Source organism: Xanthomonas sontii (genome assembly GCF_040529055.1).
In the GTDB taxonomy this organism is placed as follows: domain Bacteria; phylum Pseudomonadota; class Gammaproteobacteria; order Xanthomonadales; family Xanthomonadaceae; genus Xanthomonas_A; species Xanthomonas_A sontii.
Map to the genome: position 1 here is coordinate 1,666,842 of NZ_CP132342.1, position 26,719 is coordinate 1,693,560.

Sequence of the window (26,719 nt, forward strand, 5' to 3'; positions counted from 1 at the left end):
TCGGTAACGCGCGCGGTGCGACCATGCCGCTCCCCACCCGGAGATCAGCACGTATGTCCAGGCAGACCATGGCTCGCCTGCTCGCCGAAACCCTGCACAGCGCGGGCGTGGAGCGGATCTGGGGCGTGACCGGCGACAGCCTCAACGGCTTGACCGACGCGCTGCGGCAGATGGACAGCATCGAGTGGATGCACGTGCGCCACGAGGAAGTGGCCGCCTTCGCTGCCGGCGCCGAAGCCGCGGTGAGCGGCAAGCTGGCGGTGTGCGCCGGCAGTTGCGGCCCGGGCAACCTGCATCTGATCAACGGCCTGTTCGATTGCCACCGCAGCCACCAGCCGGTGCTGGCCATCGCCGCGCACATTCCGTCCTCGGAGATCGGCCTGAGCTATTTCCAGGAGACGCATCCGCAGGAACTGTTCCGCGAGTGCAGCCACTACGTCGAACTGGTGACCAACCCGGCGCAGATGCCGGAAGTGCTGCAGCGGGCGATGCGCACCGCGATCCTGCGCCGCGGCGTGGCGGTGGTGGTGATCCCCGGCGACGTCGCCCTGCAGGAAATGCCCAAGGGCACGCCGACGACGTGGCCGGCGCTGGCCGCGCCGCGCATCCTGCCGGCCGACGCCGACGTGGCGAAGCTGGCCGATCTGCTGAAGGCGAGCAAGGCCACCACCTTGCTGTGCGGCAGCGGCTGCGCCGGCGCGCACGACGAGGTGGTGGCGCTGGCCGACGCGCTCGGCGCGCCGATCGTGCATGCGCTGCGCGGCAAGGAACATGTGGAGTGGGACAACCCGTTCGACGTCGGCATGACCGGCCTGATCGGCTTCAGTTCCGGCTACCAGGCCATGCTCAACTGCGACACGCTGCTGATGCTCGGCACCGATTTCCCGTACCGGCAGTTCTATCCCAAGGACGCCACCATCGTGCAGGTCGACAACGACCCGGCAGCGCTGGGGCGGCGCACGCCGCTGCAACTGGGCATCGCCGCCGACGTGCGCGAGACCATCGCCGCGCTGCTGCCGCGCCTGCAGCGTCGCGAGGATCGCGGCTTCCTGGAGAAGTCGCTGGCTCACTACCGCAAGGCGCGCGAGGGCCTTGACGACCTAGCGGTGGCCTCGGCCCCCGGCGAGCCGTTGCATCCGCAGTTCGTCACGCGCATGGTCGATGCGCTCGCCGACGCCGATGCGATCTTCACCTGCGACGTCGGCACGCCGACGGTGTGGGCGGCGCGCTACCTGACCATGAACGGCCAGCGCCGCCTGCTCGGCTCGTTCAACCACGGCTCGATGGCCAATGCGATGCCGCAGGCGTTGGGCGCGCAGGCGCAGTTCCCGCGCCGGCAGGTGATCTCGCTGTCCGGCGATGGCGGTTTCACCATGTTGATGGGCGACTTCATCACCCTGGCCCAGCTCGGCCTGCCGGTGAAGGTGGTGGTCTACAACAACGGCTCGCTCGGCTTCGTGGCGATGGAAATGAAGTCGGCCGGCTACCTGGATACCGGCACCGACCTGAGCAATCCGGACTTCGCGGCGATGAGCAACGCGATGGGCATCCTGGGTCTGCGCGTGGACGAGTCGGCGCAACTGGAGCCGTCCCTGCGCGAGGCGTTCGCGCATCCCGGCCCGGCGCTGGTGGACGTGCGCGTGGCCAGCCAGGAACTGGCGATCCCGCCGGCGGTCAAGCTGGAACAGGCCAAGGGCATGGGCCTGTACCTGCTGCGCGCGGTGATGAGCGGACGCGGCGACGAGGTGCTGGAACTGGTCAAGACCAACCTGCGCTGAGTCGCCGCAGGCACCGCGGCGCGGTTACGATCGCCGCGGTTCGCCCCGCCTCTTCCGTCGCGCCCAAGGACGTCCATGCCCCGTTCGCTGTTGCGGCAACTGCTGCTGATCTGGATCGTCATCGTCGCCGCCTGCGTGGGCATGGCGGTGGTGCTGGTCGGGCTGTACCGGCACAGCGAGGGCGTGCGCAGCGAACGCGCGCAGGCCGGGTTACGCGAGGTGTGCACGCGCATGGTGCAGCGCTACAACGGCGCCAGCGCCGCCGCCCACGGTAGCGACGGCACCGGCCTGGCGGCGGTGGTGTCGCAGCTGGTGCTGGCCGATGCCGCCGGCGTGGAAGGCGGCTTCTGGGACCGCCAGCGCGGCTTCGTCGCCTATGCCTATCCGACCTACGACGGGACCGAGCACAAGACCGACGTGCCCTCGGCCGAGCGCAACGTCATCGTGTCCACCGTGCAGCGCGGGGTGGAGGCGCAGCACCCGGTCGACTACCGCCGCGACGGGCAGCGCGAGAGCCTGCTGATCGCGGCCTGCCCGCTGGACCGCAACGCCGCGGCCTGGGCCATGACCCGCGTGGCTTCCAGCGACGCCGCCGCCAGTCTGCCGCTGGCGCTGGGGATGGCGCTGATCCTGGCGCTGGTGGTGGTGTCGGCGCTGGCGCTGGGCTGGGTGGTGCGGCGCTGGAGCCAGCGCCTGCAGGGCATCCAGCAGGCCCTGGCGACGCCGGCCGAGGTGCCGCAGATCCCCAAGACCGGCGCGCCGGAGCTGGACCGGCTCGGCGCCGCGGTCACCGACTATGCGCAGCGCAACGCGCAGGCGCTGGCCGAGACCCGCCGGCTCGGCGAGGAGCTGTCGCGGCACGAACGCCTGGCCGCGCTGGGGCGCATGACCGCGACCGTGGCGCACGAAATCCGCAACCCGATCGCGACCCTGCGCCTGGCGCTGGAAAACCAGATCGCCGCGCACGCGGACGGCGCCGACGACGCCCAGGCGCAACTGATGCTGGCGCAGATCCAGCGCCTGGACGGCGTGGTGGAAAGCCTGCTCGGCATGGTCCAGCCGATCCGCCTGCACCGGCAGACGGTGGCGCTGCAACCGTGGCTGCAGGCGCTGCTGGACCCGGCCGACTGGGACGGGCAGACGCCGCCGATCGCGCTGCGCCTGCAAGCGGCGCCAGCGCAGTGGATGCTGGATCCGCAGCAGGCCGCGCGCGCCCTGCACAACCTGCTGCGCAACGCCCTGCAGCACGCCATGCCCGGCACCGAGGTCACGTTGGCGGCGCAGGCCGAGAACGACCTGCTGCACCTGCACGTGCGCAACCAGGGCGAGCCGGTGCCGGCGCCGGTGGCCGCGCATCTGTTCGAACCGTTCGCCAGCGGCCGCAGCGACGGCAATGGCCTGGGCCTGGCGCTGGTCCGCGAGATCGCCCGCGCCCATGGCGGCGAGGCGCACTACGCGCATCGCGACGGCATCACCGAGTTCAGCCTGGAGCTGCCATGGCGCGCATCCTGATCATCGACGACGACCTGGCCTTCCTCAGCACCCTGCAGGCCACGCTGCGCTCGTTCGGCCACGAGGTGGTGGCCGTGGCCGACCCGCGCGAGGGCCTGGCGCGCCTGGGCGAGGGTGGGCTCGACCTGGCCTTCGTCGACTTCCGCATGCCCGGCATGGACGGCATCGCACTGATGCGTGCGCGCCAGGACGATACGCTGGCCATGCGCGTGCCGCTGGTGATGCTCACCGCGCATGCCTCCAGCGGCAACACCATCGAGGCGATGAAGCTCGGCGCCTTCGATCACCTGGTCAAGCCGGTGGGCCGTGCCGACATCGCCGAGGTGGTCGAGCGCGCCCTGCGCAGCCGCGGCGACGCCGCGCCGGACGCCGCAGCGGCGATGCCGGCCGAGGAAGACGACGCGCTGCTCGGCCACAGCGCGGCGATGCGCACCGTGCACAAGCGCATCGGCCTGGCCGCCGCGTCCGACCTGCCTGTGCTCATCACCGGCGAAACCGGCACGGGCAAGGAACTGGCGGCGCGCGCACTGCACCGTGCCAGCGCCCGTGCCGCGCAGCCGTTCGTGGCGATCAATTGCGCGGCGATTCCCGCCGAGCTGATGGAGAGCGAACTGTTCGGCTACCGCAAGGGCGCGTTTTCCGGCGCGGTGAGCGACCGCAACGGCCTGATCCGCGACGCCGACGGCGGCACCCTGTTTCTCGATGAGATCGGCGACATGCCCTTGCCGATGCAGGCCAAGCTGCTGCGTTTCCTGCAGGAAGGCGAGGTCTCGCCGCTGGGTGGGCGCGGCGCGCAGAAGGTGGACGTGCGGGTGATCGCCGCCACCCACCGCGACCTGCTGCAGGCGGTGGACGCCGGGCGCTTCCGCAGCGACCTGCGCTACCGGCTCAACGTGGTGCCGATCGAACTGCCGCCGTTGCGCGAGCGCGGCGACGACATCCTGCTGCTCGCCCAGCACTTCCTCGCCGCCGGTGCCAGCACCCCGCAGACCCTGTCGACGGCAGCGCAGGCGCGCCTGCGCGCCTATCCCTGGCCGGGCAACGTGCGCGAGTTGCGCAACGCCATGCAGCGCTGCCAGGTGCTGGTGCGTGCACCGGTGGTCGAGGCGCACGACCTGGACGAACTGCTGGCCCAGCCCGCCGAGACGCCCACGACGCTCGACACCGAGGCGCTGACCCTGCCGCAGGCGATCGCGCAACTGGAACGGCAGATGATCCAGGCGGCGCTGACCCAGGCCCACGGCAACCGCGCCGAGGCCGCACGCCGGCTCGGCATCCATCGCCAGCTCCTGTACCGCAAGCTCGACGAGTATGGGTTGTAGGCGGCGCGCTGGCGCGCGCCGCCGGGATTGGGGATTGGGGATTGGGGATTCGTGAAAGCGCCTGACATCAGGCCGCGACACCCGCTTTTACGAATCCCCAATCCCTAATCCCCAATCCCCTTCCATCCACACCTGTCCGCAAAGCGGACAGATGTGGATGGAATGGAGACGCTGCCAAAGCCAGGTCGGCACTCGATTCATTTAAAAATCAATGACTTAAAAGTTGGCACGGCCTCTGCATTATTTCTCCTGCGAGCGGCGCCCCCTTGCCGCTCAGGAGAAACTCCCATGATCCGTCGTAGCGCACTCGCTCTGTCCCTGGTGCTGGCCACCGCCGCTGCTGCCGCCACCGCGCAGGTACCGGCGCCGCCCGCACCTCCCGCCCCGCCGGCGCCCGGCAGTGTCCCGGCACCCCCGCCGCCGCCCGCGACCCCCGTCGCTGCCACGCCGGTGCGCGTGGACGGCACTGTCGAGCGTTTCATGCTCAACCCCAACGGCGACGTCGATGGCCTGTGGCTGATGGACGGCACCCAGGTGAGCTTCCCGCCGCACCTGTCGGCCGATCTGCAGGCCGCCGTGCGTCGTGGCGATGCGATCTCGGTGCAGGGCTATCGCCTGGGCAGCCTGCCGCTGCTGCAGGCCAACACCGTCACCGCGCGCCGCAGCGGCAAGCAGGTGATCGACCGCCCGCCGAACCCGATGACGCCGCCGCCGGCGCCCCCGGCACCGCCGGCCCTGACCCCGCTGCAGGCCGATGGCCGCATCGAGCGGCTGGTCTATGGCCCGCGCGGCGACACCGCCGGCGTGCTGCTCAGCGACGGCACCGTGGTGCGCATGCCGCCGCACGCCGCCGTGCAGTACAGCGAGTTGCTGCGGCCCGGCGCGCGCCTGAGCGTCAACGGCTTCGGCGTGTTGACCCAGGTGGGTCGCTCGGTGGAAGCCACCCAGGTCGGCCGCGACCGCAACTCGCTGCAGGCGGTGTTCGCGCCGCCGGCCCCGCCTGCGCCGCCGGCTGCTCCGCCGCCGCCGGGCGCGCCGGGTGCGCCGGCCGCCCCGCCGCCGCCGCCAGCCCCGCGTTGATCCGGGCGCGGTTCCATCGCGCCTGACCCCAGCGCCCGCCGCTCGCGGCGGGCGCTGCCGGCCCCCGCCGGCATCCCTTGTTCGTCTGGAGAATGCAATGCATTGGGTCGATCCCGATTCCCTGCCGGAAACCCGTGGCACGCTCGCGCGCTTCCTGCTCAACCCCAAGGCCGACGTCGACGGCCTGCTGTTCGACGACGGCACCGAAGTGCACACCCCGCCGCACCTGTCGGCGCAACTGCTGAAGGCGCTGCGTCCGGGCGCCGGCCTCGGCGTACGCGGACTCAAGCCGCGCGGCGCCGATGTGCTGGTGGCGTTGGCGGTGGACCCGGATGGGGCCGCGCGCATCGTCGATGAAGGTCCGCATGCCGGTCCGCACACACCCAAGCCCAAGCCGCCGGCCAAGCACAAACCTGCGCAGGACGCGGTGCGTCACGCCGGCACCATCGCACGGCTGCTGCACGGCCCGCACGGGCAGGTGCATGGCGCGCTGCTGGAGGACGGGCTGATCGTGCGCTTCCCGCCGCACGCGGTGCCGGAATCGGCGCGCTGGCTCGCCGCCGGCAAGCCGCTGACGGCGCAGGGCGAATTGCTGGAGTCCGCGCATGGCCAGGTGCTGCATGCGCAGGCGTTGGGCGCCAGCGACGCGACGCTGCAGCCGTTGAAGCCGAAGCCGCCCAAGCCTCATCACAAGCCGTTGCACGCGCATGCGGATGATGCTGCGCCGAAGGACGGGCCCAAGCCGAAACCGAAGCCCAAGCCCCACTGAGTCACGAGTCGTCGCGGCGGTGTGCCCCTGGCCACCGCCGCGCCTGTGTTTCCCGCGCTCATCCAGGACACCGTCATGCCGCCCGTCGCGCCTGCGCAGCACCACGCTCTCCTGTCTTTGTCGCCGCGCTCGTCGGCGGTGCGCACATGAGCGGCGCCGAGAAGCGCCAGCGCCCGCGCGGCACGCGCGCGCTGGAAGCGCTCAACTTCACCATGGCCGACGTGCAGGACGGGCTCGGCCCGTTCCTGAGCGTGTTCCTGCAATCCAAGGGCTGGTCGCTCGGCGCGATCGGCTCGGTAATGACCGCCGGCGGCATTGTCGGCATGCTCGCCACCACGCCAGGCGGTGCGCTGGTCGATGCGACCAAGCGCAAGCGCAGCATCGTGGTGATCGGCTGCAGCATGATCCTGCTGGCCTCGGCGCTGCTGTGGTGGTCGCCGACCCTGCCGGGCGTCATCGCCGCGCAGGTGATGACCGCGCTCGCCGCCGCCGCGCTGGGGCCGGCGCTGTCCGGCATCACCTTGGGCCTGGTGCGCCAGGCCGGCTTCGATCACCAGATCGCGCGCAACCAGGTCGGCAGCCATGCCGGCAACGTGGTGGCGGCGGCGCTGGCGGGCTTGCTCGGCTGGAAATTCGGTTTCGGCGCGGTGTTCGTGCTGACCGGCTGCTTCGGCGTGCTGGCGATCGTCTCGGTGTTGATGATTCCGCGCGACGCGATCGATCACCGTGCGGCGCGCGGCATGGCCGAGGCCGAGGACGAGGACGACAACGGCGCCCACGTCAGCGGCTGGTCGGTACTGCTGACCTGCAAGCCCTTGCTGGTCCTGGCCGCGGCGCTGGCGCTGTTCCACCTCGGCAATGCGGCGATGCTGCCGCTGTACGGCATGGCCGTGGTGGCCGCGCATCAGGGCGACCCGAACGCGCTGACCGCCACCACCATCATCGTCGCCCAGTCCACGATGGTGCTCGCCTCGCTGCTGGCGATGCGCCTGATCCGCGTGCGCGGGCACTGGTGGGTGCTGCTGCTGACCTTCCTGGCGCTGCCGTTGCGCGGGCTGATCGCCGCCAGCGTCATCCACACTTGGGGCGTGTTCCCGGTGCAGATCCTCGATGGCGTCGGCGCCGGCCTGCAGAGCGTGGCAGTGCCGGCGCTGGTGGCGCACCTGTTGCAGGGCACCGGCCGGGTCAACGTCGGGCAGGGCGCGGTGATGACGATGCAGGGCGTCGGCGCGGCGCTGAGTCCCGCGCTGGGCGGCTGGATCGCGCAAGGGTTCGGCTACCGTGCCGCGTTCATGCTGCTGGGCGGCATCTCGCTGCTGTCGCTGGCGTTGTGGGTGGGCATGCGCAAGCACCTGGTGACGGCGAAGCGGGGTCGCACGGCCGACGAACCGGTGCCGCCGCTGCCGGCCTAATCCACGTTACTTGGCCTCGTCGATGGCGCTGCCGCACACGCCGCGGTTACGCTGACGGCGCGATGCGCAGGATGGACCACGCCGTGGCGAACGACGCGTCGATTGACCGGTACGCAGAAGGCAGTGGAGTACGCGCAGGTCTGCATAGAAGCAAGATCCTGCGCCGCGAGCTCCCCGACGGGAATGTGGTGGAGCTGATGCTCATGCACATCGAGCACAAGAAGGATAGCTGTATGCCCTGCTGAGGTCAGCGGCTAAAAAGTCGGCTTGATCTACTCGATGCTTTCCGACGCCTCGTGTCCCTGTTACCCCGGGTACGCCGTCGATCGCGAATGGCTGATCGCGAACTAGAGGTGCGGATATTTCGAGTACTCGCTTGAGCTGTTCTATATGGTGGGCGTGCGCGAGGGCCGAGTGTGTGTTTTTTCCGGGAGCGATCCCGCCACGATGAGGGCTCTCGATGGAGAAGATACGGTGTCCTGCGCACTGCGGTAAGCGGGCGCCGCTCGCTGGCTTTGACGAACCAGTGCTTATCGATCCGCTGCGGATTAATACTCGAACTAAGCAGCGCTGCGAAGCGGCTTCGGCTTGGAAAAATTGTTAGCGTGCACCCGTTTCGACGAGCCAGAAGCCAGAAGAAGTGCGGGTGAGTTGTGACTCTAGCGCTTCCCAGGCAAAGCCCGTGTTTCGAACGAGAAGCCCGCATAGTTCCACCAGGCGCTCCATTCTCCTAGTGGTCTCTCCGATCTGCCCCCACTTGATGCCGAGCGAACTGATATCCACAGGCGCGTACTGGTCTGCAACCTGTCGGATCTCGGTGTGAGCAGAGACCTTATCGCGTACCTGGCGGAACGCGCCAAGGACGGTGGACTGGTTCAGCTCTTCCCACCGTGATTCCAGTTCAGCGTGGAGTTCATCGAACTGCTCCTTGCGCTGGGCCTGTTCCCGTAGGTTGATGCGATGTAATGCCTCCAGAATAAGAGGGTCCGTTTCTGGTTCGGCCAGCGGTGGGCCCCAAATAGAGAACTTATCGCGAAGGTCTTTGCAAATAGCTCCATCCCGCAGCGTGCGCACGACGTTGCAAATGCTTGGGGAGCGTGCATCGGCGTCTTTACATAGCTTGGTAATGTCTTGAACGCAACTTAGGAACAGTGTGTGCCTCAGTGTGTTGAACCCGCGCCTGGCGAAGCCCTGGCTATGACGAGTCACCACATTTTGATCAAATAGCATGGGCTCTAGCAGTGCCACCTTTTCGCGAAGCAACAGGTAGCCGTCAAGAAGATGAGATGCGATGGCTTCTACCTTCGATGTGCGAGTAGTCATCTTTGCACGCTAACGCCTGAGTTAAAAAGTGCCACGAGGCGGAATCGATTCGAACGAATAGCTATATGGCCTGCTAGTCAACGTAACCGCCAGAGAGATTTTTTCTTTGTAGGTCATGTTTTCCAAGAAAGCTAGCTTCATTTGAGCAAGGGCTGCCTGAGGGCCCCGTCCATTGCTCTTTGCGATGATATAGGTAATGCGTTGTGTGGCATATCTGCCAATGGATTTCCCCGGGATTCGTGCTCATCCCACGTCACAGTCCTCGGCATAAGCCGATTCAACAAGGATAGCTCTGACCCGGGGCGCCGTGGTCCCAATTAGCCGGCTCTGAGCGTGCTGCAACAAGCAACTCTTTAATGCGATCGAAGAAATCTTCTGAGTAATGCGTGCCAACTCCCGGTCTTGCTATAAAGATTCGCATGCGGCCTAGCATATAACTCAGGCCGAATTGCAGTGCGTAGCTGGACAAATAGCTGGTGCTTGCTGCCATGTGGCTGGCGTGGCGGTTCAATTTCTGCTTGAACGATTGTTGGGTCGGTGTCAGTTGGCGCGGCAATATGTCTCCACCACGATCCTGTCAGCTGGGTCGCGTGACGGTGCGTCCTGCATCTCGATGGCTATCGGGCCGTTTGCGTCTTGTGGCCACCTGTCGCGGGTCTTCGGGCCATAGATCAGCATAATGCCGACAGGGGGGTCTCCAAGCAGGAAAGAATCTCTAGGCTTACCCATCGCCGCGGTCACCTGGGAAAGGGTCATTCCAGGCTTGACCTTACGACAGTGCTCCCGGGCCTGATCGCACCCGGTCAAGAGAAGCAGGAAGCCCAACGCGGGAAGTAGTCGGTTCACGGGTCTCTAGTGCTGCCTGACATGGTGGACGCCGAGTTGCCGCCGCAGTGTGCAGAGTCTGCGCCGTGCGACGGTCTTCGCCAAGTGCGCCAGCTACGCTGCCATGCCTCAATCCAATGCCACTCCGGGCACCACCTCGCAGGCGACCCCCGCGGCGGCCAACTGCGCTGCCAGCGCCGAGTGTGGCGGTTTCCGGAACGCATCGCCCGGCAACAGGCTGACCACGCGCTGTCCGGCCTGCGCCCGTTCGATCAGCAGCGCCAGATGCGCGGCCGGATCGTCCGGCAGCGGCTGGCGGCTGGCATCGCGGCGCGCCAGGCTCAGCACTGCCGCGCTCACTTGCGCACCGACCAGCAGCAGGTCGGCCTGGTTGAGCGCGCGCAGCGCCTTCAGCGTCAGTGCGCCGGGGTCGCCATTGCCGGTGCCGACCAGCCACACGCTGCCCTGCCGCGGCACCGCGTCGCTGCGCTGCAGGCTTTCGGCGAAGGCCTGTTCGGCGGCATCGCGCTGGCCGCTCTGCAGCAGGGTCTGCACCGGTCCCTCCAGTACCTGTTCGAACCAGCGGCGGCGCTGCGGCAGGTCCGGCAGGCGCGCGCGGATGGCGGCGCGGTGGCGCGCGAACAGTTGCGCCAGTTCGGCGTAGGAATGGTCCAGTTCGGTTTCCCAGCGCTCGCGCAGGCGCCGCGCCAGCATCGGTGCCGCACCGCTTGAGGAGATCGCGATCAACAGCGGGTCGCGATCGATGATCGCCGGCACCTGGAACGTCGACAGCGCGGCGTCGTCGACCACGTTGACCCACTTGCGCCGCGCCCCGGCCTGTTCGGCTAGTTGCCGGTTGAACGCGTCGTCGTCTGTGGCCGCCACCACCAGCCAGGCCTCGTCCAGCCACTGCGGGTCGAAGGCGCCGTCGGCGCGCTGCAGGCGGCCCTGCGCCAGCCACTGCGCCACGGTGGGGTTGAGCGCGTGCGCGTACACCAGCACGTCGGCGCCGGCGTGCAGCAGCGCCTCGATCTTGCGCATCGCCACCTCGCCGCCACCCACGACCAGCACGCGGCGTCCGGCCAGGTCGGCGAACAGGGGATACAGCGGCATGCGGACTCCTGGCTGGGGCGAGGTGCGTCAGGTCGCGGGCAGGCACGTGGCGGGACCGCACGCGGCTGCGAAGCGTTCTGTCGGTCAACGATACCGAAAGGACGGCCTGGTGGAGCTGTCCGCAGCGGATGTCATTCTCCCCCGTCATCCCAACGGCCCGCGGCGGCACCAAACGCCGAACCATGCCCGGCAGCGCCTCGCCGCGCAACCAACGCGCAGGCGCTGGCGTATGATCCGCGCTCGTCGCCCTTCCGAACCGGCATCATGGATCGAGCCCGTCCGTCCCCTTCGTGGCCACGCGTGTCGGCGTGGTGTGTCCTTTTCGCGCTGCTGTGGCAGGTGGCACCCACGCTGGCGCAGACCGCGCGCAAGCCGTCGGCCTACGAGCAACGCCCTGGCAGCAATGCCACCGTGCAGCCGGCGACGGGACCGGATTCCCTGCCGCGCCTGGACAGCCGTGCGCAGTTCCTGCAGCTCGCGCGGGTCTACAACGCCGGCACCGCGCTGGAGCTGCCGCATCTGCTGTTCGTGATCGACCGGCAGCAGGGTGGACGCGTCTACTACCTCAACACCCCGCGCTTCGCGCTGCACGAGCAATTCGTGCGCCAGCGCCTGGCGCCGGGCATGGGCAAGACGGCGCTGAAGGCGCAGTACCGCGATCCGCAGCGCCGCTTCCTGTTCGGCACCCTGAGCTGGCAGCAGGATATGCCGGGCTACACCTACGAGTTCTGGGAGGGCGACGTCCTTACCGCGTCCTTGTTGCAGCAGACCGATGCCGCCTTGCGCGCGTCGTTCTTCGACACGCTGCGGTTCAAGACCAACTCCACGCTGCATGAACAGGTGGCCAAGTCCGCCGGGTTGGCCTTCGTGACACAGGAAGCGCTGCTGCGCGAACAGCGCTTCCTGCCGTTGAACACCGGCCATGCCGAGGGACGGCTGCGCATCGTGCGTTCGGAGGCGCAGTTCCGTGCCCTGTCGCCGCGCGATATCCCGGTGCTGGACGAGGTGCCGATCGCATTGGCACCGGTCGCCGGCCTGGTCACGCAGCGCCCGTCCACGCTGTTGTCGCACGTCAACCTGCTGGCCAAGGGCTGGGGCATTCCCAATGTGTACGTGCGCGATGCGCAGGCGGCGTTGCGCCAGTACGACGGGCGCTGGGTCCAACTGGATGTCACCCACAACGACTACCGGGTGACAGCGCTGGCGGGTCCGCCGGCGGCCGCACCCGCTGCCGCTCCCCGCACCGCGGCCCGCGCGCTGCCGCGTCCGGACCTAAGCGTGGCCGTGCTCAAACCGCTGGCGGCGCTGCGCGCCCGCGACAGCCGCGCCTGCGGGACCAAGGCCGCCAATCTCGGCACGTTGAAGGCGGTGCTGCCGCCGGCCGCGCGCGTGCCGGACGGCTTCTGCATTCCGTTCGCGTTCTACCAGGCGACGCTGCAGCGTCTGCAGGTCGATCAGCGCCTGCGCGACCTGCAGCGACGCCCCGGCTTCGCCACCGATGCGGAGGTGCGTCGCGCCGCGCTGGCGACGCTGCGTGCCGAGATCGCCGACGCCGTGCCCGATCCCGCCTTCGTGCGTGCGCTGGAGGCGCAGTGGCAGGCGCAACTGCACGGCGCTGGCGTGTTCGTGCGCAGCTCGTCCAACTCCGAGGATCTGCCCGGCTTCAGCGGCGCCGGTTTGTACACCACCGTGCCCAACGTCACCCATGCCGACGCATTGGCCAAGGCGGTGCAGACGGTGTGGGCGTCGGTGTACAACTTCGAGGCCTACGAAGCGCGCGCCGCCGCCGGCTTGCCGCAGGACGCGGTGGCCATGGCGGTACTGGTGCAGCTGGCCGCGCCGTCCGACAGTTCCGGGGTGATGATCACCCGCGATCCGTTCGATGCCGCGCGCCGCCACGTCACCTACATTTCGGCCAAGCGCGGCCTGGGCATCCGCGTGGTCGAGGGCAAGCGCCAGGCCGAACAGGTGATGTATTCGAGCTGGTCCAAGGCGGTGCAGGTGCTGAGCCGCTCGGCCGAGGACACCCAGCTCGTGGCCAACGCTGCCGGCGGTGTCCGTGAGGTGCCGATCACCGGCACCCGCCAGGTACTGACCGATGCCCTCATCGCGCGACTGGCCAAGGTCGGCGCGATGACCAAGCAGGCGCTGGGCGGCGCCGACCAGGACATCGAGTGGGCGGTTGTCGGCGACGAGGTGGTGATCCTGCAGGCGCGGCCGTATGTGGAGCGGGGTGGGCGCCAGTGAACCCCCTCAGTGGCTGCCGGAGGCGTTATCGGTGCGGCCGCTTGCGGTGGGCAGCTGCGCGCTACGGCGGTATCTGAGTTCCATCGAGCTCTGGTCGCGGCTGAAGCCGCGACCCGCAGCGCCCGGCAGATCGTCGGGCGCTCCCATCAGCTCACGCCGTCGGCGCATCCGCATTGCGGTGATGCGCGGCCGTGGACTTGCTGTCGCGCTCGGCGGCCAGCAGGGTCAGCGAGCGGCCGATGCCGTGCCATTGCGAGCCGCCGGGCAGGCCGTGTTCGCCGTTGCGCTCGGCGGTGTCGATCAGCACGCGCCAGTGTTCGCCTTCGACCAGCGGCAGGGTGAACGGGACGTCCTCGACCGCGCCGTTGACGATCATCAGCAGGGTCACGTTGGACGCGGCCTGGCGCAGGCCGCTGGACGGGGCGCGGCCGTCCAGGCGCATCATCAGCGCGCGTGCGTGCGGGTCGTGCCAGGAAGCTTCGGTCATCTCCTCGGCGTCCGGGGCCAGCCAGGTCACGTCCTTGATGCCCAGTTCCTCGTCGTAGACGCCGTCGAAGAAGCGTGCGCGGTGCAGTAGCGGGTAGTGCGCGCGCAGGTGGGTCAGGCGCGAGACGAACGCGCTGAGCTGATGCGCGCGCGGGCCGGCTTCCCAGTTCAGCCAGGTCAGTTCGTTGTCCTGGCAGTAGGTGTTGTTGTTGCCGCCCTTGCTGCGGCCGAACTCGTCGCCGGCCAGCAGCATCGGCGTGCCCTGCGACAGCAGCAGGGTGGCCAGCATGTTGCGCATCTGCCGCAGGCGCAGCGCGTTGATCTGCTCGTCGTCGGTCTCGCCTTCCACGCCATAGTTGGCGGAGATGTTGTTGTCCGAGCCGTCGCGGTTGTGCTCGCCGTTGGCCTCGTTGTGCTTGTGCGCGTAGCTGACCAGGTCGTGCAGGGTGAAGCCGTCGTGGGCGGTGACGAAGTTGACCGAGGCGGTGGGGCGGCGGCCGCGGTGGTGGAACAGGTCGGCCGAGCCGGTCAGGCGCGTGGCCAGTTCCGCCAGTTGGCCTTCGTCGCCGCGCCAGAACGCGCGCACGTTGTCGCGGAACTTGTCGTTCCACTCCGACCAGCCCGGCGGGAAGCCGCCGACCTGATAGCCGCCGGGGCCGACGTCCCACGGCTCGGCGATCAGCTTGACCTGGCTCAGCAGCGGGTCCTGGCGGCAGGCGTCGAGGAAGCCGCCCTTGGGATCGAAGCCGTGGTGCTCGCGGCCGAGGATGGTGGCCAGGTCGAAGCGGAACCCGTCCACGTGCATCTCCGAGACCCAGTAGCGCAGCGAGTCGTTGACCATGCGCAGCGCGCCGGCATTGGTCAGGTCGAAGGTGTTCCCGGTGCCGGTGTCGTTGATGTAGAAGCGGCGGTCCTCGGCCAGGCGGTAGTAGCTGGCGTTGTCGATGCCCTTGAACGACAGCGTCGGCCCCAGTTCGTTGCCTTCGGCGGTGTGGTTGTAGACCACGTCCAGGATCACTTCCAGCCCGGCGCTGTGCAGCCGGGCTACCATCTGCTTGAACTCGGACACCGTGCGCGTGGCCATGTAGCGCGGGTGCGGGGCGAAGAAGCCGATGGTGTTGTAGCCCCAGTAATTGCGCAGGCCCTGCTTGAGCAGGTATTCGTCGTCGACGAAGGCGTGCACCGGCAGCAGTTCCACCGCGGTCATGCCCAGGCGCTTGATGTGCTCGACCACCTCGTCCACCTTCAGCCCGGAGAAGGTGCCGCGCCAGGCCTCGGGCACCGAGGGGTGGCGCATGGTGGTGCCGCGCAGGTGGGTCTCGTAGATCACCGTGCTGTCCCACGGCGTCTGCGGGCGCTGGTCCTTGCCCCAGGTGAAGGCCGGATCGATCACCGCGCACTTGGGCATGTAGGCGGCGCTGTCGCGGCGGTCGAAGCTGAGGTCGGCATCCTTGTGGCCGATGGTGTAGCCGAACAGGGCCGGCGCCCATTTCAGTTCGCCGACCAGTTGCTTGGCGTAGGGGTCGAGCAGCAGCTTGTTGGGATTGAAGCGGTGCCCGGCGTCGGGCGCGTACGGACCGTACACGCGGTAGCCATAGAGCTGGCCGGGGCGCGCGTCGGGCAGGTAGCCGTGCCAGATCTCGTCGGTGTACTCGGGCAGGGCGATGCGTTCGATCTCGCGGCCGCGATCGTCGAACAGGCACAGCTCCACCTTGGTGGCGTGCGCCGAGTACAGGGCGAAGTTCACCCCCAGGCCGTCCCAGGTGGCGCCCAGCGGATACGGCAGGCCCTCGCGGATACGCGAACGGCGGGTGAGCTTGCGCACGGGCATGAAGGATCCTTAGGAAGAGGTGCTGCCGTTGCCTGCGCTGCGTCGCGGTTGCGACGGCTGCAGCGCCTCGGCATCGGCTTCGGCGGCCGCTTCCGCGGCCACCAGGCGTTCGGCCATGGCCCAATGGCGGGCGGCGTGGCCATCGGGTCGCCCTTCGGCTTCCCAGATTTCGTGTGCGAGTTGGCGGATGCGGCGTTGGCGTGTTTCTGCGTCCATGGCTTCTTGCGAGATCAGGGGGAGGCGACCAGCACGGCCACCGGGAACTCGGCGAACAGCGCCGACACCGCAATGGCCGACGTCGCGTCGACGGTAGCACTGGCCAGCACCGGGCGATACTGTGCCTGCGGCAGTGTCAGAACCGTGTTACGCCAATCGAACTGCGCCCGCAGCGTCGCGTCCGGCCGCGGCGCCTGCGCGGCCGCGCCCAGCCGCGGTACCGCGACCACCAGCGAGACGCCCTCGTGTTCGCGCACGAAGCCGAGCACGTGTTGGGCCTGCGGGCCCTGCGCCTGCAGCGGCGTGTAGCGGCCGTGCGCGAACAGGTCCGGATGCGCGCGCCGCAGCTGCAGCAGCTGTGCGGTCAACCAGGCCTTGACGTGGCCGCTGTGCCAGTCCCGCAGCAGCGCGTCCGCTGCGGTGGCATCGCGCAGCCAGGCCTGGCGCAGCGCGTAGTCCACCGGGCGGCGGTTGTCCGGATCCACCAGCGACAGATCCCAGCCCTCGCTGCCCTGGTACAGGTCGGGCACGCCGGGCAGGGTCAGGCGCAGGGTGGTCTGCACCAGGCTGTTGAGCGCGCCGGCCGGGGCCAGCGCCGCGGCCGCCTGCGCCAGCGCCTCGCGCAGTGCCGCGCCGGCTGGCTGCACCAGTGCCGCATCAAGCAGCGCGCGCGCATTGCGCTCGTAGTCCTCGTCCGGCCAGGTCCAGTGGGTGCGCAGCTTGGCTTCGCGCGCGGCTTTGAGCTGCCAGGCGCCGATGCGCTCGGCGTAGTCGCGCAGGCCGTCGGCGTCGTCCACCGCCAGTTCCAGCGGCCACGCCGCCACCAGCATCTGCCACAGCATCAGCAGGTCGCCCGGCAGCGGCGCGGCGCTGCCGGCCGGCAGCAGGTCGGCCGACAGCGCCTGGAACCGCGCCACCTGCGCCTCCCACCACGGCGCCTGCGCGCTGAGCGCGGCCAGGCGCATGCGCACGTCTTCGCCGCGCTTGTGGTCGTGGGTGGCGGTGGCCAGCAGCGCGCGCGGATAGCGCTGCGCGCGCAGGGCGTTGGCCGCGTGGAACGCCTCCGGCGTCAGCGCGAACACGTCCGGTTCGCTGCCGACCTCGTTGCGCGAGAGCAGCACGCCGTGGCGGTAGAAGGACGTGTCCTCCACCGACTTGGCATTGAGCGGTGCCGACAGTTGTTCCAGGCGCCGGCGCACGATCCGCCGCAGCGCCACCTGCGCCTTGCCGGTGCCGCGGCCGTCGCGGCTCCAGCGTTCGATCGCATCGATCGCCGCGCACACCCGCGGCTCGGCGCCGGCACGCGCACGCTGCGCGGCCTGGGCCAGGCGCGCCGCGTCGTCGTCGTCCAGACCATCGGGCCCGGCATAGGTGCGGTACACCTCGAAGTGCCGCAGCAAGGCCATCAGCCCGCGCGCCAGCATCTGCGGGCTGAACTCGCGGGTCAGCGGATCCAGGTGCGCGGCGGCGCCCAGCGCCTGCACGGTGCGCACGAACTCGGCCTGCAGCGAACCCTGCAGGATCTCGTCGCGCGCGGCGCGCTGCTCCTGGCCGAAGTCGCCACTGCGCCCGCTCCAGCGCCGCCACAGCGCGGTCAGCGGTTCGGCGCCGGCCGGGTCGTGCAGCACCGCGGCGACCTGATCCATGAAGTCGTAGCCGGTGGTGCCGTCGCAGGGCCAGTCGCTGCGCAACTGCTCGTGCGGCGCCAGGATCTTTTCCAGATACAGGGCGATGCCGCCCGGGGCGATGCCGCGGCGGCGGCCGGCGCGGTCCAGTTGTGTGCGCAGCCGCTGCACGTAGCCGGTGGGATCGGCCAGGCCATCGACGTGGTCGACCCGCACGCCATCCAGATGGCCCTCGGCGACCAGCCGCAGCGGCAGCTCGTGGACCGCGGCGAACACGTCGTTCTGCTCCACGCGCAACGCCGCCAGCGAGGTGATGTCGAAGAAGCGGCGGTAGTTGAGCATGTCGTTGCCGACCCGCCACCAGGCCAGGCGATAGCACTGGCGTTCGATCAGCCGGTGCAGGGCGTCGTCGCCCAGCCGTGCGGCGTCGTTGAGCCGCGCCGCCCAGGCCGGGCGCGCGCTGGCCGGTTCCTGGGCGATGGCGCCGTCCAGGCGGATCGGGAAGCGCTGGTCGTGGTGCAGCAGGACCACGCTGCCGTCCTCGGCCACCTGCAACTGCAGCGCGCCTTCGCTCAGCGCCTGCGCATAGGGGCGGTCCAGCACCGGCAACCACAGCTTGCCCTCGCGCCCGGGCGCGCGCCAGTCGATGTCGAACCAGCCGGTATGGCGGCTGCGCCGGCCATGGGTGAGCACGTCCCACCACCACGGATTGCTCGGGTGGGTGGCCATGTGGTTGGGCACGATGTCCAGGATCAGGCCCATGCCGTGGCTGCGCGCGCGCTCGGACAGGTGCAGCAGCGCTGGCTCGCCGCCGAGTTCGGGATTGACCTGGCGCGGGTCGGTGACGTCGTAGCCGTGGGTGGAGCCGGGCACCGCGGTGCCGATCGGCGACAGATACAGGTGGCTGATGCCCAGCCCGGCGTAATACGGCACCTGTGCGGCGGCATCGAGCAGGGTGAAACCGGCATGCAGCTGCAGGCGGGCGGTGGCCCGCAGGGGAATCATGCGCATGCGTCGGATCCTTGCGCGGCGGTGGAGGTGGATTGGCGGGTCTGGACGAAGGCGTCCAGGCGCGTGGCGAGGGTGGCCGCGGTCGCGGCGGCATCGGGCGCGGGCAGGCGCCGGCGCCAGTTCGGGTGGCCGTCGACGGTGCCGGGCAGGTTGGGTTGCTGGTCCAGGCCCAGCGCGTCCTCGGCCGGCAGCAGGGCCAGCGGCGACGGCGTGGCGGCGACGAAGCGCAGCGCGCCCAGTTCCGGGTCGGCGGCCTCGGCGGGCGGCAGCGCCGCGGCGACCGCCTGGTCCATGCGCGCGACGTCGTCGGTGCGTGCCTGGTGGTCGGCATGTTGCTGCGCGGCGTCGCTCAGTTGCAGGCGCCGGCGCCAGTCGATGTCCTCGCCGCGGCGCCAGCCGCGCAGAGTCGGCAGGTCGTGGGTGGTGGTGGTGGCGAGTGCGTCGGGGCGCCACTGCGCCGGCGGCAGGAACGCGCCGGCGCGGTCGCGGGTGAACAGCAGCACGTCGATGCCCATCACCCCGCGGCGCGACAGTTCCGCGCGGATGCCGTCCGGCACCACGCCCAGATCCTCGCCGATCACGATCGCGCGGTGCCGCCAGGATTCCAGCGCCAGCAGGCGCAGCAGGTCGTGCAGCGGATAGCGCAGGTACACGCCGGTGGAGGAGGGTGCGCCGCGCGGAATCACCCACAGCCGCAGCAGGCCGAGGATGTGGTCGATGCGCACGCCGCCGCGATCGCGCATCACCGCGCGCAGCAGTTCGATGAACGGCGCAAAGCCGCTGGCGCGCAGCGCGATCGGCGCATAGCCGCAGATGCCCCAGGCCTGGCCGTCGCCGTTGAACGCGTCCGGCGGCGCGCCCAGTTCCAGCCCCTGCAGCACCGCCTGCGGCCACGCCGCGGCCTCGGCACCCTGCGCGTCGAAGCCGACCGCCAGGTCGGCGATCAGGCCGATGCCCATGCCGTCGGCGCGTGACTGCCGCTGCACGTCGGCCCAACTGCGCGCGGCCAACCACTGCGCGAAGCGGTGCAGACCCGGATCGGCATCGCCGAAGTCCTGTGCGGCGAACGCGGCATGCGCGTGCAGGGCGCTGCCGCCGTCGCGTTCGAATGCGGCCAGGTCGGCGTGCAGGGCCGCGTCGGCCTGGCCGAAGTCGGCGTGCAGCTGGCGCAGCCACTGCCACTTCAACGCAGCCGAGGCCGGCCAGTCGATCAGCGGCCGCGCCTGCGCCTCGGCGAAGGCCTGCGCCAGCCCGGCTGCATTCAGCGCGCGCTGCGCGGCGGCGGCGCCGAGCACGCGTGCCGGCGCCGCCTGCAGCGGATCGAGGAAGCGGCGGTCGCTGGGCGAGTAGGGGCTGTAGTGCGCACCGATCGGTCGCGCCGCATGCACCGGGCTCAGCGCGATGGCATCGCCGCCGGCCGCGGCGATGCGTGCGGCCCAGGCGGCGGTGCCAGCGGCGTCGCCGATGCCGGCGTCGTAGCCGCCCGGCGCCGAGTACACCTGCAGCGACAGGCCCCAGCGCCGTGGCTGCGCCGCACCCACCGCGTCGGCGACGCCGTAGCAGCGTGGCGGCGCCACCGCCAGGGTGGTGCGGCGGTCGCCATGCTGCAGCGTCCAGTAACCGGCGGTATCGGGCGCGACCAGGCGGCCCTGCGCGTCGCAGTGGCCGTGCAGTGCGCGCCCGTCCTCGCTGTCGAGCCGGTACGCCGTGCCGGGGGCAGCGCCGATTTCGACCGGCGCGTCGACGTCGGCAGTCAGCAGCGGCGGCAGCGCGGCATCGGCCTGCAGCCGGCGCAGGCTGTCGCGGCAGGCGGCCGCGTCGCGCGCGTCCAGGCCCAGTGCGCCGAGCACGTGGCGCAGGGTGTCGTCGGCGACCGTGCGCGGCGTGTCGCCGGCATCGATCCAGTCGACCAGCAGGCCGGCGGCGTCGGCCAGGGTGTGCAGGGAAGTGTCGGTCATGGGCAGGGCGAACCGGGCAGCAAGGCAAAAGAGGGATCCGCCGCGGTCCCGCCCACACGCGCCGGCGGCGCGTGCGCGGCGGTGGGCAGCGAACGAGGCGGCCAGCGTGCCGGGGACGCTGTCGCGATGGCGTCGCGACAGCGGGCGCTCATGCGGCGTTGCCGGGCCGGTAGCGCGCGACGAAGGCGTTGGGCGGCAACTGCGCGGCGTCGTCGCCGGCGTTCTCCGCATGCACGGTGCTGCCGGGCAGGTCCAGCGCCACCGGCGCGTCGCCGAAGTTGGCCGCCACGTGCCATTCGCCGTCGCCCAGGCGCCAGCCCGCGGCGATCGCCTTAGGTCCGATCACCCGCGCCCCCAGCGCGCTGGCTTGGCCGAGCGCCGGCACCAAGTGCTGGCGGCGCAGCGCCATCAGCGCCGCGAACCAGTCGCGCCAGCGCGCACCGTCGCCGTGGGTGGCGTCGCCGATGTCGGCGATGGACGCCTGGAAGGTGCCCGGCGCGTTGGGATCGGGAATGGTCGCGCGCTGTTCCGGGTCGGCGAAGGCGGCGAAGTGCGCGAACTCGCGGCGGCGGCCCTCGCGCACCGCCTCGTCCAGCGGCGGCGCGAAGTCGGTGAAGAACTGGAACGGGGTCCGGCTGCCCCACGGCTCGCCCATGAAGAACAGCGGGATCATCGGGGTCAGCGCGGTCAGCGCCAGCGCCGCGCGCAGCGCCGGTTCGCTCACCTGGGTGATCAGCCGGTCGCCGCGGGCGCGGTTGCCGATCTGGTCGTGGTTCTGCGCGAAGATCACGAACTTGTGCGGCGGCAGATGGCCGCTGGGCTCGCCGCGCGCGTGCCCGCGGTGGTCGGCCTGGCCCTGGAAGGCGAAACCTTCGCCGAGCACGCGTGCCAGGTGCTGCGCCGGCGCGTCGGCGAAGCCGGCGTAGTAGCCCTCGTGCTCGTCGGTCAGCAGCACGTGCAGGCTGTTGTGGAAGTCGTCGTCCCACTGCGCGCTGTAGCCGCGCTGCAGCACGCCGGCTTGGTTGGCCTCGTTCTCCAGCACCAGGTGCACGTGGCGCCCGTCGGCCACGCTGGCCGTGATCGCCTCGCGCAGGGTGTCGAGGAAGGCGTTGGGCACGATCGCGTGCACCGCGTCCAGGCGCAGGCCGTCGAAGCGGTACTCGTGCAGCCACATCAGCGCGTTGTCGATGAAGTAGCGCTGCACCGGCGCCAGGCGGAAGTCGATCGCCGCGCCCCAGGGCGTCGGCGCATCCTCGCGGAAGAAGGTCGAGGCGTACTGGCCCAGGTAATTGCCGTCCGGGCCGAAGTGGTTGTAGACCACGTCCAGGAACACGCTCAGGCCCAGGCCGTGGGCCTCGTCGATCAGTGCCTTGAGTTCGTCGGGATGGCCGTAGGCCGAGGCCGGCGCGTACGGCAGCACGCCGTCGTAGCCCCAGTTGTGGCGGCCGGGGAATTCGGCCAGCGGCATCAGTTCGATCGCGGTGACGCCGAGCGCGGCCAGGGTCGGCAGCTGCGCGCGCAACCCGGCGTAGCCGCCGCAAGTGCCCACGTGCAGTTCGTAGAACACCGTCTCGGCCCAGGGCCGGCCGCGCCAGTCGCCGTGGCGCCAGGCGTAACCGTCGGTGGCCAGCACCGCGCTGGCGCCGTGCACGCCGTCCGGCTGCCAACGCGAGGCCGGATCCGGCACCGGCGTGCCGCCGTCGATGGCGTAGCGGTAGCGGGTGCCGGGCGCGCACGCCAGGGTGGCAGCAAAATAACCGTCGCCGATCGCTTGCAGCGGCTGCCGCCGATCGTCGCCGAACACCAGCTCCACGCGCTCGGCATCCGGCGCCCACAGCGCGAAGGCGACCTCGCCGTTGGCGCCCGGCCAGGCGCCGGGGCGCAGCGCCGCGCGCGGGGCGGCAGGGGAGTCGGTCGAGACAGCGGTCGTGGCCATGGTCAAAGGTCCGGTTGCAGCCAAAGGGTGGACAGCGGCGGCAAGGTCAGCGCCAGCGATTGCGCATGCCCGTGCATCGGATGCGGCAGGGTCGACAGCACACCGCCGTTGCCCTGGTTGGAACCGCCGTAATAGCCGCTGTCGCTGTTGAGAATCTCGCGCCAGCGTCCGCCACGCGGCACCCCCACGCGGTAATCGTGGTGGACGGTCGGCGTGAAGTTGCTCACCGCCAGCAGCGGCGGCGTATCGTCATCGCGATCGTGGCGGACGAAGGCGAAGACGCTGTTGTGGTGATCGTCGGCGATGCTCCATTCGAAGCCGTCGCTGCTGCGGTCGCTGCGGTACAGCGCCGGCAACGCACGCAACTGCCGGTTGAGGTCGGCGACCAGGCGCGCGACGCCGCGGTGCTCGGGCTGCTGCGCCTGCACCCAGTCCAGCGGCCGGTCGTGGTCCCAGTCCTGCCACTGCCCGAACTCGCAGCCCATGAACAGCAGTTTGCGTCCGGGATGCGCCCACATGAAGGCCAGGTAGGCGCGCAGGTTGGCGAAGCGCTGCCAGGCGTCGCCGGGCATGCGCGCCAGCAGTGAGCCCTTGCCGCGCGCCACCTCGTCGTGCGACAGCGGCAGCACGAAATGCTCGGAGAACGCGTACACCAGGCCGAAGCTCATCTCGCTGTGGTGGTGCTGCCGGTGCAGCGGATCGCGCTGCAGGTAGCGCAGGGTGTCGTGCGCCCAGCCCATGTTCCACTTGTGGCTGAAGCCCAGGCCGCCCTGCGCCGTGGGCGCGGTCGCACCCGGCCACGCGGTGGATTCCTCGGCGATGGTGCGCACGCCCGGGAAGCGCTGCGCGATCTCGTCGTTGAGCCGGCGCAGGAAGGCGATCGCCTCCAGGTTCTCGCGGCCGCCATGGGCGTTGGGAATCCACTCGCCGGCGTTGCGGCCGTAGTCGCGGTACAGCATCGCCGCCACCGCATCCACGCGCAGGCCGTCGACGTGGAAGCGCTCGATCCACTCCAGCGCGCTGCCGATCAGGTAAGCCACCACTTCCGGGCGGCCGTAGTTGTAGACCAGCGTATTCCACTCGCGGTGCACGCCTTCGCGCGGGTCGGCGTGTTCGTACAGGGCGCTGCCGTCGAAGCGCTGCAGGCCGTGCGCATCGTCGGGGAAGTGCGCGCCGACCCAGTCCAGCAGCACGCCGATGCCGGCCTGGTGACAGGCATCGACGAAGCGCGCGAAGCCGTCGGCGTCGCCGTGGCGCGCGGTGGGGGCGTACAGGCCCAGCGGTTGGTAGCCCCAGGAGCCGCCGAACGGGTACTCGGCGATCGGCAGCAGCTCGATATGGGTGAAGCCGAGCCCGCGCACGTAGGGGATCAGTTCGGCGGCCAGCGCATCCCAGTGCAGCGGCTGGCCGTTGCCGTCGTGGCGCCAGGAGCCGGCATGCAGCTCGTAGACGCTCAGCGGCTGCGCGCTGCCGGCCTGGGCCTCGCGCTGCGCCAGCCAGGCGGCATCGCCCCAGGTGTGGCTGTCGGCGTACGGCACAACCGAGGCGGTGGACGGCGCCAGGGCGCTGCAGCGCGCCACCGGATCGGCCTTGCGCGGCAGCACGCTGCCGTCGGCGGCCTGCAATTCGTATTGATAGTGTTCGCCGCCGTGCAGCCCGGGCACGAACAGTTCCCAGACCCCGGCCTCCGGATGCAGGCGCAGCGGATGCCGGCGCGCGTCCCAGCCATTGAAGTCGCCGACCAGCGCCACCCGCCTGGCCTGCGGCGCCCACACCGCGAAGCGCACGCCCTCCACCTCGCCGACGCGGGCGTGATGCGCGCCGAGCGCGGTACGCAGGGCGGCGCCGTCGCCGGCGGCCAGATCCTGCAGCCAGGCCGGATCGAGCATCGGCTCGAAGGCATAGGGATCGTCGCATTCCTGCACCGCGTCCGGCCACACGATGCGCAGCCGATAGGGCGTGGGCTGCTTCAGCTCGCCCTCGAACAGGCCATCGGCCTGCGGGTGGGCACGCATCCGCGCGATCAGCTTGCCCTGCGCATCGAGCAGGCCCAGCGCCTCGGCGCCCGGCGCCAGCACACGCACCCGCACCGTGCCGTCGGCCTGTGGATGCGGGCCAAGCCAGGCGAACGCATCGATCGCCTCGCCGCGTGCCAGTGCCTGCAGGGCAAGGCCGTCGCCGTCGTCTTCCGTGTCCGCCGCCGGGTCCCCGCCGGCGGCCGGGTCCACGGCGTGTTCCCGATCGCTCATGCGGCGGCCATGACACTCGCGGTGGCCGACACCGTGGCGCTGGCCGCGGCCGGGATGTTGCCGGCGGTCGTGGCGGCGGTGCGCTCGTACAGCGCCATGTACTTGCGCCCGGCCAACTCCCAGCCGCTGGGCCGCAGCATCGCCGCGCGACGCATCGCCTGCAGCAGACCCGGCAGGCGGAAGGTGCGGAACACCCGCTGCAGGCAGCGGCGCAGGCCGTCGGCCGAGGCTTCCTCGAACAGGAAGCCGGTGACGCCGTCGTCCACCGTATCGATCAGGCCGCCGGTGGCGTGGGCGATCGGCAGGCTGCCGAAGCGCTGCGCGTACATCTGGCTCAAACCGCAGGGCTCGAAGCGGGAGGGCATCAGCAGGAAGTCGGAGCCGGCGAACATGCGCCGCGCCAGCGGCTCTTCGAAGCCGATGTGCGCGCCGACATGACCGGGGTAACGCCGCGCCAGCGCCGCCACCGCCTGCTCGATCTGCGGCTCGCCGCCGCCGATGATCACGATCTGGCCGCCGGCGGCGACGATCTGCGGCGCCACCTCGCAGATCAGGTCCAGGCCCTTCTGGTGCACCAGCCGCGAGACCACCGCGAACAGCGGACCGTCGCTGTCGAGCAGGCCGAACGCCTGGCGCACCTGCGCCGCGTTCTCGCGCTTGCCCTGGATCTGGCCGACACCGAAGTGCGCCGGCAGGTGCGTGTCGGTGCGCGGGTCCCAACTGGCGTCGATGCCGTTGACGATCCCGCTGAGGCGGCCGCTGGCAGCGCGCCGTGCCAGCAGCGCGTCCAGGCCGCAGCCCTGCGCCGGGCCGGTGATCTGCGCCGCGTAGCTGACGCTGACCGTGTTCACATGGTCGGCGTGGACGATGCCGGCACGCAGGAACGACATCTGCCCGTAGAACTCCAGGTCCTGCAGGCCCTCGGCGGGGATGCCCAGGGCGCCGGCCATCGCATACGGGAACAGCCCCTGGTAGGCGAGGTTGTGAATGGTCAGCAGGCAAGGCGTGCGGCCGCCGGACCAGCGCACGTAGGCCGCGGCCAGCGCACACGGCCAGTCGTTGAGGTGCAGCAGCTCCGGCGTCCAGTCCAGCCCGGCTTGGCCGCCGGCGATCTGCGCGGCAGCGTGGGACAGGGTGGCGAAGCGCAGCGCGTTGTCTTCCCAGTCGCGGCCTTCGCTGCACACGTACGGCGAACCCTGCCGCTCGAACAGCTGCGGGCACAGCAGCACGTAGACGCACAGACCATCCGGACGCTCGGCCCGGCCCAGCGCGCAATCCGGCAGCCCGGCATGTGCGGCGATGCGGCCGACGATCTCCAGCGGCCCGGTCGTGCGCAGCACCGCCGGGTAGCCCGGGATCAGCACGCGGATGTCGCAGCTGCCGCGCAGCGCGCGCGGCAAGGCCGCGGCCACGTCGCCCAGGCCGCCGGCCTTGATGAAGTCGGCCATCTCGGAGGTCACGAACAGGCTGGTCCGGCGCGGCGCCGGGTGCAGCTTGACGGTCACCTCGGCATTGCGGACGAAGCGGCCGCGCGCATCGCGGTAGCGGCGGCGCGGCGCATGCAGCACCGGATGGGTATCGCGTTGTCTGTCGGTCAGGTCGGCGGGGGTGGGGGGCGACATGGCGGTTCCGTCTGGGAAGGGGGAGGACGGGGCACACGAAAAGCGGAAAGCGACTGCCGACGCGCGTCCTGGCGGGCGCGCGACGCGAAACGAAGAAAGAGGCACGGCAGCGTCGAAACGGAACGGCGATGTTGCAGTGCGATAATGCACGAGCAAAGTACAAATGGCGCGATAAAAGAGGCGTGAAGCGCGCGCTTGTCTACGGCGAAATGGAGAGTGCGGCGCATAGTGGATTTGCCGAACGTCAGACGCCGCAAGCATGGATCGCGTTGCACGTGCGAATGAATTGTTTAGCTTCCGTTGCCGGACACGTGCCGCGCTCCCTGTGCGACCGTGGTCGCCACCTCCGTTGTGCGAGCTTCATGCGGTCTATGGTGCAGTGTGCTCATGACAGTCTTGAAACC

16 protein-coding genes are annotated in these 26,719 nt (G+C 70.3%); 7 read left to right on the forward strand and 9 right to left on the reverse strand.

Annotated elements, in window-relative coordinates:
- Positions 1-68: 68 nt before the first annotated feature.
- From poxB to RAB70_RS07115, 6 genes are all read left to right on the forward strand, one after another.
- Positions 69-1,778: a ubiquinone-dependent pyruvate dehydrogenase gene (gene poxB / locus RAB70_RS07090; protein WP_192578899.1), complete on the forward strand. Its 1,710-nt coding sequence runs from the start codon at positions 69-71 to the stop codon at positions 1,776-1,778.
- Positions 1,779-1,853: 75 nt separating this feature from the next.
- Complete coding sequence (locus RAB70_RS07095; RefSeq protein WP_148827697.1) at positions 1,854-3,290, forward strand: HAMP domain-containing sensor histidine kinase; 1,437 nt, start codon at positions 1,854-1,856, stop codon at positions 3,288-3,290.
- Positions 3,275-4,612 (forward strand): sigma-54 dependent transcriptional regulator, encoded by a 1,338-nt coding sequence (locus RAB70_RS07100; RefSeq protein ID WP_148827698.1) that lies wholly within the window; start codon positions 3,275-3,277, stop codon positions 4,610-4,612. The genes RAB70_RS07095 and RAB70_RS07100 overlap by 16 nt, the downstream gene beginning before the upstream one ends.
- 288 nt (positions 4,613-4,900) lie before the next feature.
- On the forward strand, positions 4,901-5,692 hold the full coding sequence (locus tag RAB70_RS07105; protein ID WP_309252729.1) for a hypothetical protein: 792 nt from the start codon (positions 4,901-4,903) through the stop codon (positions 5,690-5,692).
- Between the two features lie 97 nt (positions 5,693-5,789).
- Positions 5,790-6,461 (forward strand): hypothetical protein, encoded by a 672-nt coding sequence (locus tag RAB70_RS07110; RefSeq protein ID WP_148827659.1) that lies wholly within the window; start codon positions 5,790-5,792, stop codon positions 6,459-6,461.
- Between the two features lie 146 nt (positions 6,462-6,607).
- Complete coding sequence (locus tag RAB70_RS07115) at positions 6,608-7,873, forward strand: MFS transporter (protein WP_148827658.1); 1,266 nt, start codon at positions 6,608-6,610, stop codon at positions 7,871-7,873.
- A 600-nt stretch (positions 7,874-8,473) separates the two neighbouring features.
- On the opposite strand, the gene RAB70_RS07120 is transcribed toward RAB70_RS07115, so the two are convergent.
- Positions 8,474-9,196, reverse strand: a complete 723-nt coding sequence (locus RAB70_RS07120; protein ID WP_148827657.1) for a hypothetical protein — start codon at positions 9,194-9,196, stop codon at positions 8,474-8,476.
- 954 nt (positions 9,197-10,150) lie between these two features.
- A complete protein-coding gene (locus RAB70_RS07125) occupies positions 10,151-11,134 on the reverse strand; it encodes an NAD(P)-dependent oxidoreductase (protein WP_148827656.1) in 984 nt (327 codons plus the stop codon).
- 339 nt (positions 11,135-11,473) lie between these two features.
- Between RAB70_RS07125 and RAB70_RS07130 the strand changes: the two genes are divergently transcribed.
- The gene (locus tag RAB70_RS07130; protein WP_225851519.1) at positions 11,474-13,381 is read left to right on the forward strand and encodes a PEP/pyruvate-binding domain-containing protein; all 1,908 of its coding nucleotides are present in this window, start codon (positions 11,474-11,476) and stop codon (positions 13,379-13,381) included.
- 151 nt (positions 13,382-13,532) lie between these two features.
- Here the strand turns inward: RAB70_RS07130 and glgX are convergent, their stop codons facing one another.
- From glgX to glgA, 7 genes are all read right to left on the reverse strand, one after another.
- Positions 13,533-15,698 carry a glycogen debranching protein GlgX gene (glgX, locus tag RAB70_RS07135; RefSeq protein ID WP_148827655.1) on the reverse strand — a complete coding sequence of 722 codons (2,166 nt, stop codon included), beginning with the start codon at positions 15,696-15,698 and terminating at the stop codon, positions 13,533-13,535.
- Positions 15,699-15,707: 9 nt separating this feature from the next.
- The gene (locus RAB70_RS07140; RefSeq protein ID WP_148827654.1) at positions 15,708-15,914 is read right to left on the reverse strand and encodes a DUF2934 domain-containing protein; all 207 of its coding nucleotides are present in this window, start codon (positions 15,912-15,914) and stop codon (positions 15,708-15,710) included.
- A 14-nt stretch (positions 15,915-15,928) separates the two neighbouring features.
- Positions 15,929-18,544 carry a malto-oligosyltrehalose synthase gene (treY, locus tag RAB70_RS07145; protein ID WP_148827661.1) on the reverse strand — a complete coding sequence of 872 codons (2,616 nt, stop codon included), beginning with the start codon at positions 18,542-18,544 and terminating at the stop codon, positions 15,929-15,931.
- Positions 18,541-20,508 (reverse strand): 4-alpha-glucanotransferase, encoded by a 1,968-nt coding sequence (locus RAB70_RS07150; protein WP_148827653.1) that lies wholly within the window; start codon positions 20,506-20,508, stop codon positions 18,541-18,543. The genes treY and RAB70_RS07150 overlap by 4 nt, the downstream gene beginning before the upstream one ends.
- Before the next feature lie 148 nt (positions 20,509-20,656).
- Entirely contained in the window at positions 20,657-22,444 is a 1,788-nt protein-coding gene (gene treZ, locus RAB70_RS07155) for a malto-oligosyltrehalose trehalohydrolase (protein ID WP_192578897.1), read from the reverse strand.
- Positions 22,445-22,446: 2 nt separating this feature from the next.
- A complete protein-coding gene (locus RAB70_RS07160; protein ID WP_148827651.1) occupies positions 22,447-24,693 on the reverse strand; it encodes a 1,4-alpha-glucan branching enzyme in 2,247 nt (748 codons plus the stop codon).
- Complete coding sequence (gene glgA, locus RAB70_RS07165) at positions 24,690-26,315, reverse strand: glycogen synthase GlgA (protein WP_309252730.1); 1,626 nt, start codon at positions 26,313-26,315, stop codon at positions 24,690-24,692. Before glgA ends, RAB70_RS07160 begins: the two co-directional genes overlap by 4 nt.
- Positions 26,316-26,719: the final 404 nt, after the last annotated feature.

Bases quoted from the DNA above. Each gene is read 5' to 3' on its own strand.
- RAB70_RS07115 (WP_148827658.1), top strand. From the start codon at position 6,608: ATGAGCGGCGCCGAGAAGCGCCAGCGCCCGCGCGGCACGCGCGCGCTG.
- treY (WP_148827661.1), bottom strand. From the start codon at position 18,544: ATGATTCCCCTGCGGGCCACCGCCCGCCTGCAGCTGCATGCCGGTTTC.
- RAB70_RS07095 (WP_148827697.1), top strand. From the start codon at position 1,854: ATGCCCCGTTCGCTGTTGCGGCAACTGCTGCTGATCTGGATCGTCATC.
- RAB70_RS07150 (WP_148827653.1), bottom strand. From the start codon at position 20,508: ATGACCGACACTTCCCTGCACACCCTGGCCGACGCCGCCGGCCTGCTG.
- RAB70_RS07110 (WP_148827659.1), top strand. From the start codon at position 5,790: ATGCATTGGGTCGATCCCGATTCCCTGCCGGAAACCCGTGGCACGCTC.
- RAB70_RS07140 (WP_148827654.1), bottom strand. From the start codon at position 15,914: ATGGACGCAGAAACACGCCAACGCCGCATCCGCCAACTCGCACACGAA.
- treZ (WP_192578897.1), bottom strand. From the start codon at position 22,444: ATGGCCACGACCGCTGTCTCGACCGACTCCCCTGCCGCCCCGCGCGCG.
- RAB70_RS07105 (WP_309252729.1), top strand. From the start codon at position 4,901: ATGATCCGTCGTAGCGCACTCGCTCTGTCCCTGGTGCTGGCCACCGCC.
- RAB70_RS07160 (WP_148827651.1), bottom strand. From the start codon at position 24,693: ATGAGCGATCGGGAACACGCCGTGGACCCGGCCGCCGGCGGGGACCCG.
- poxB (WP_192578899.1), top strand. From the start codon at position 69: ATGGCTCGCCTGCTCGCCGAAACCCTGCACAGCGCGGGCGTGGAGCGG.
- RAB70_RS07100 (WP_148827698.1), top strand. From the start codon at position 3,275: ATGGCGCGCATCCTGATCATCGACGACGACCTGGCCTTCCTCAGCACC.
- RAB70_RS07120 (WP_148827657.1), bottom strand. From the start codon at position 9,196: ATGACTACTCGCACATCGAAGGTAGAAGCCATCGCATCTCATCTTCTT.
- glgX (WP_148827655.1), bottom strand. From the start codon at position 15,698: ATGCCCGTGCGCAAGCTCACCCGCCGTTCGCGTATCCGCGAGGGCCTG.
- RAB70_RS07125 (WP_148827656.1), bottom strand. From the start codon at position 11,134: ATGCCGCTGTATCCCCTGTTCGCCGACCTGGCCGGACGCCGCGTGCTG.
- glgA (WP_309252730.1), bottom strand. From the start codon at position 26,315: ATGTCGCCCCCCACCCCCGCCGACCTGACCGACAGACAACGCGATACC.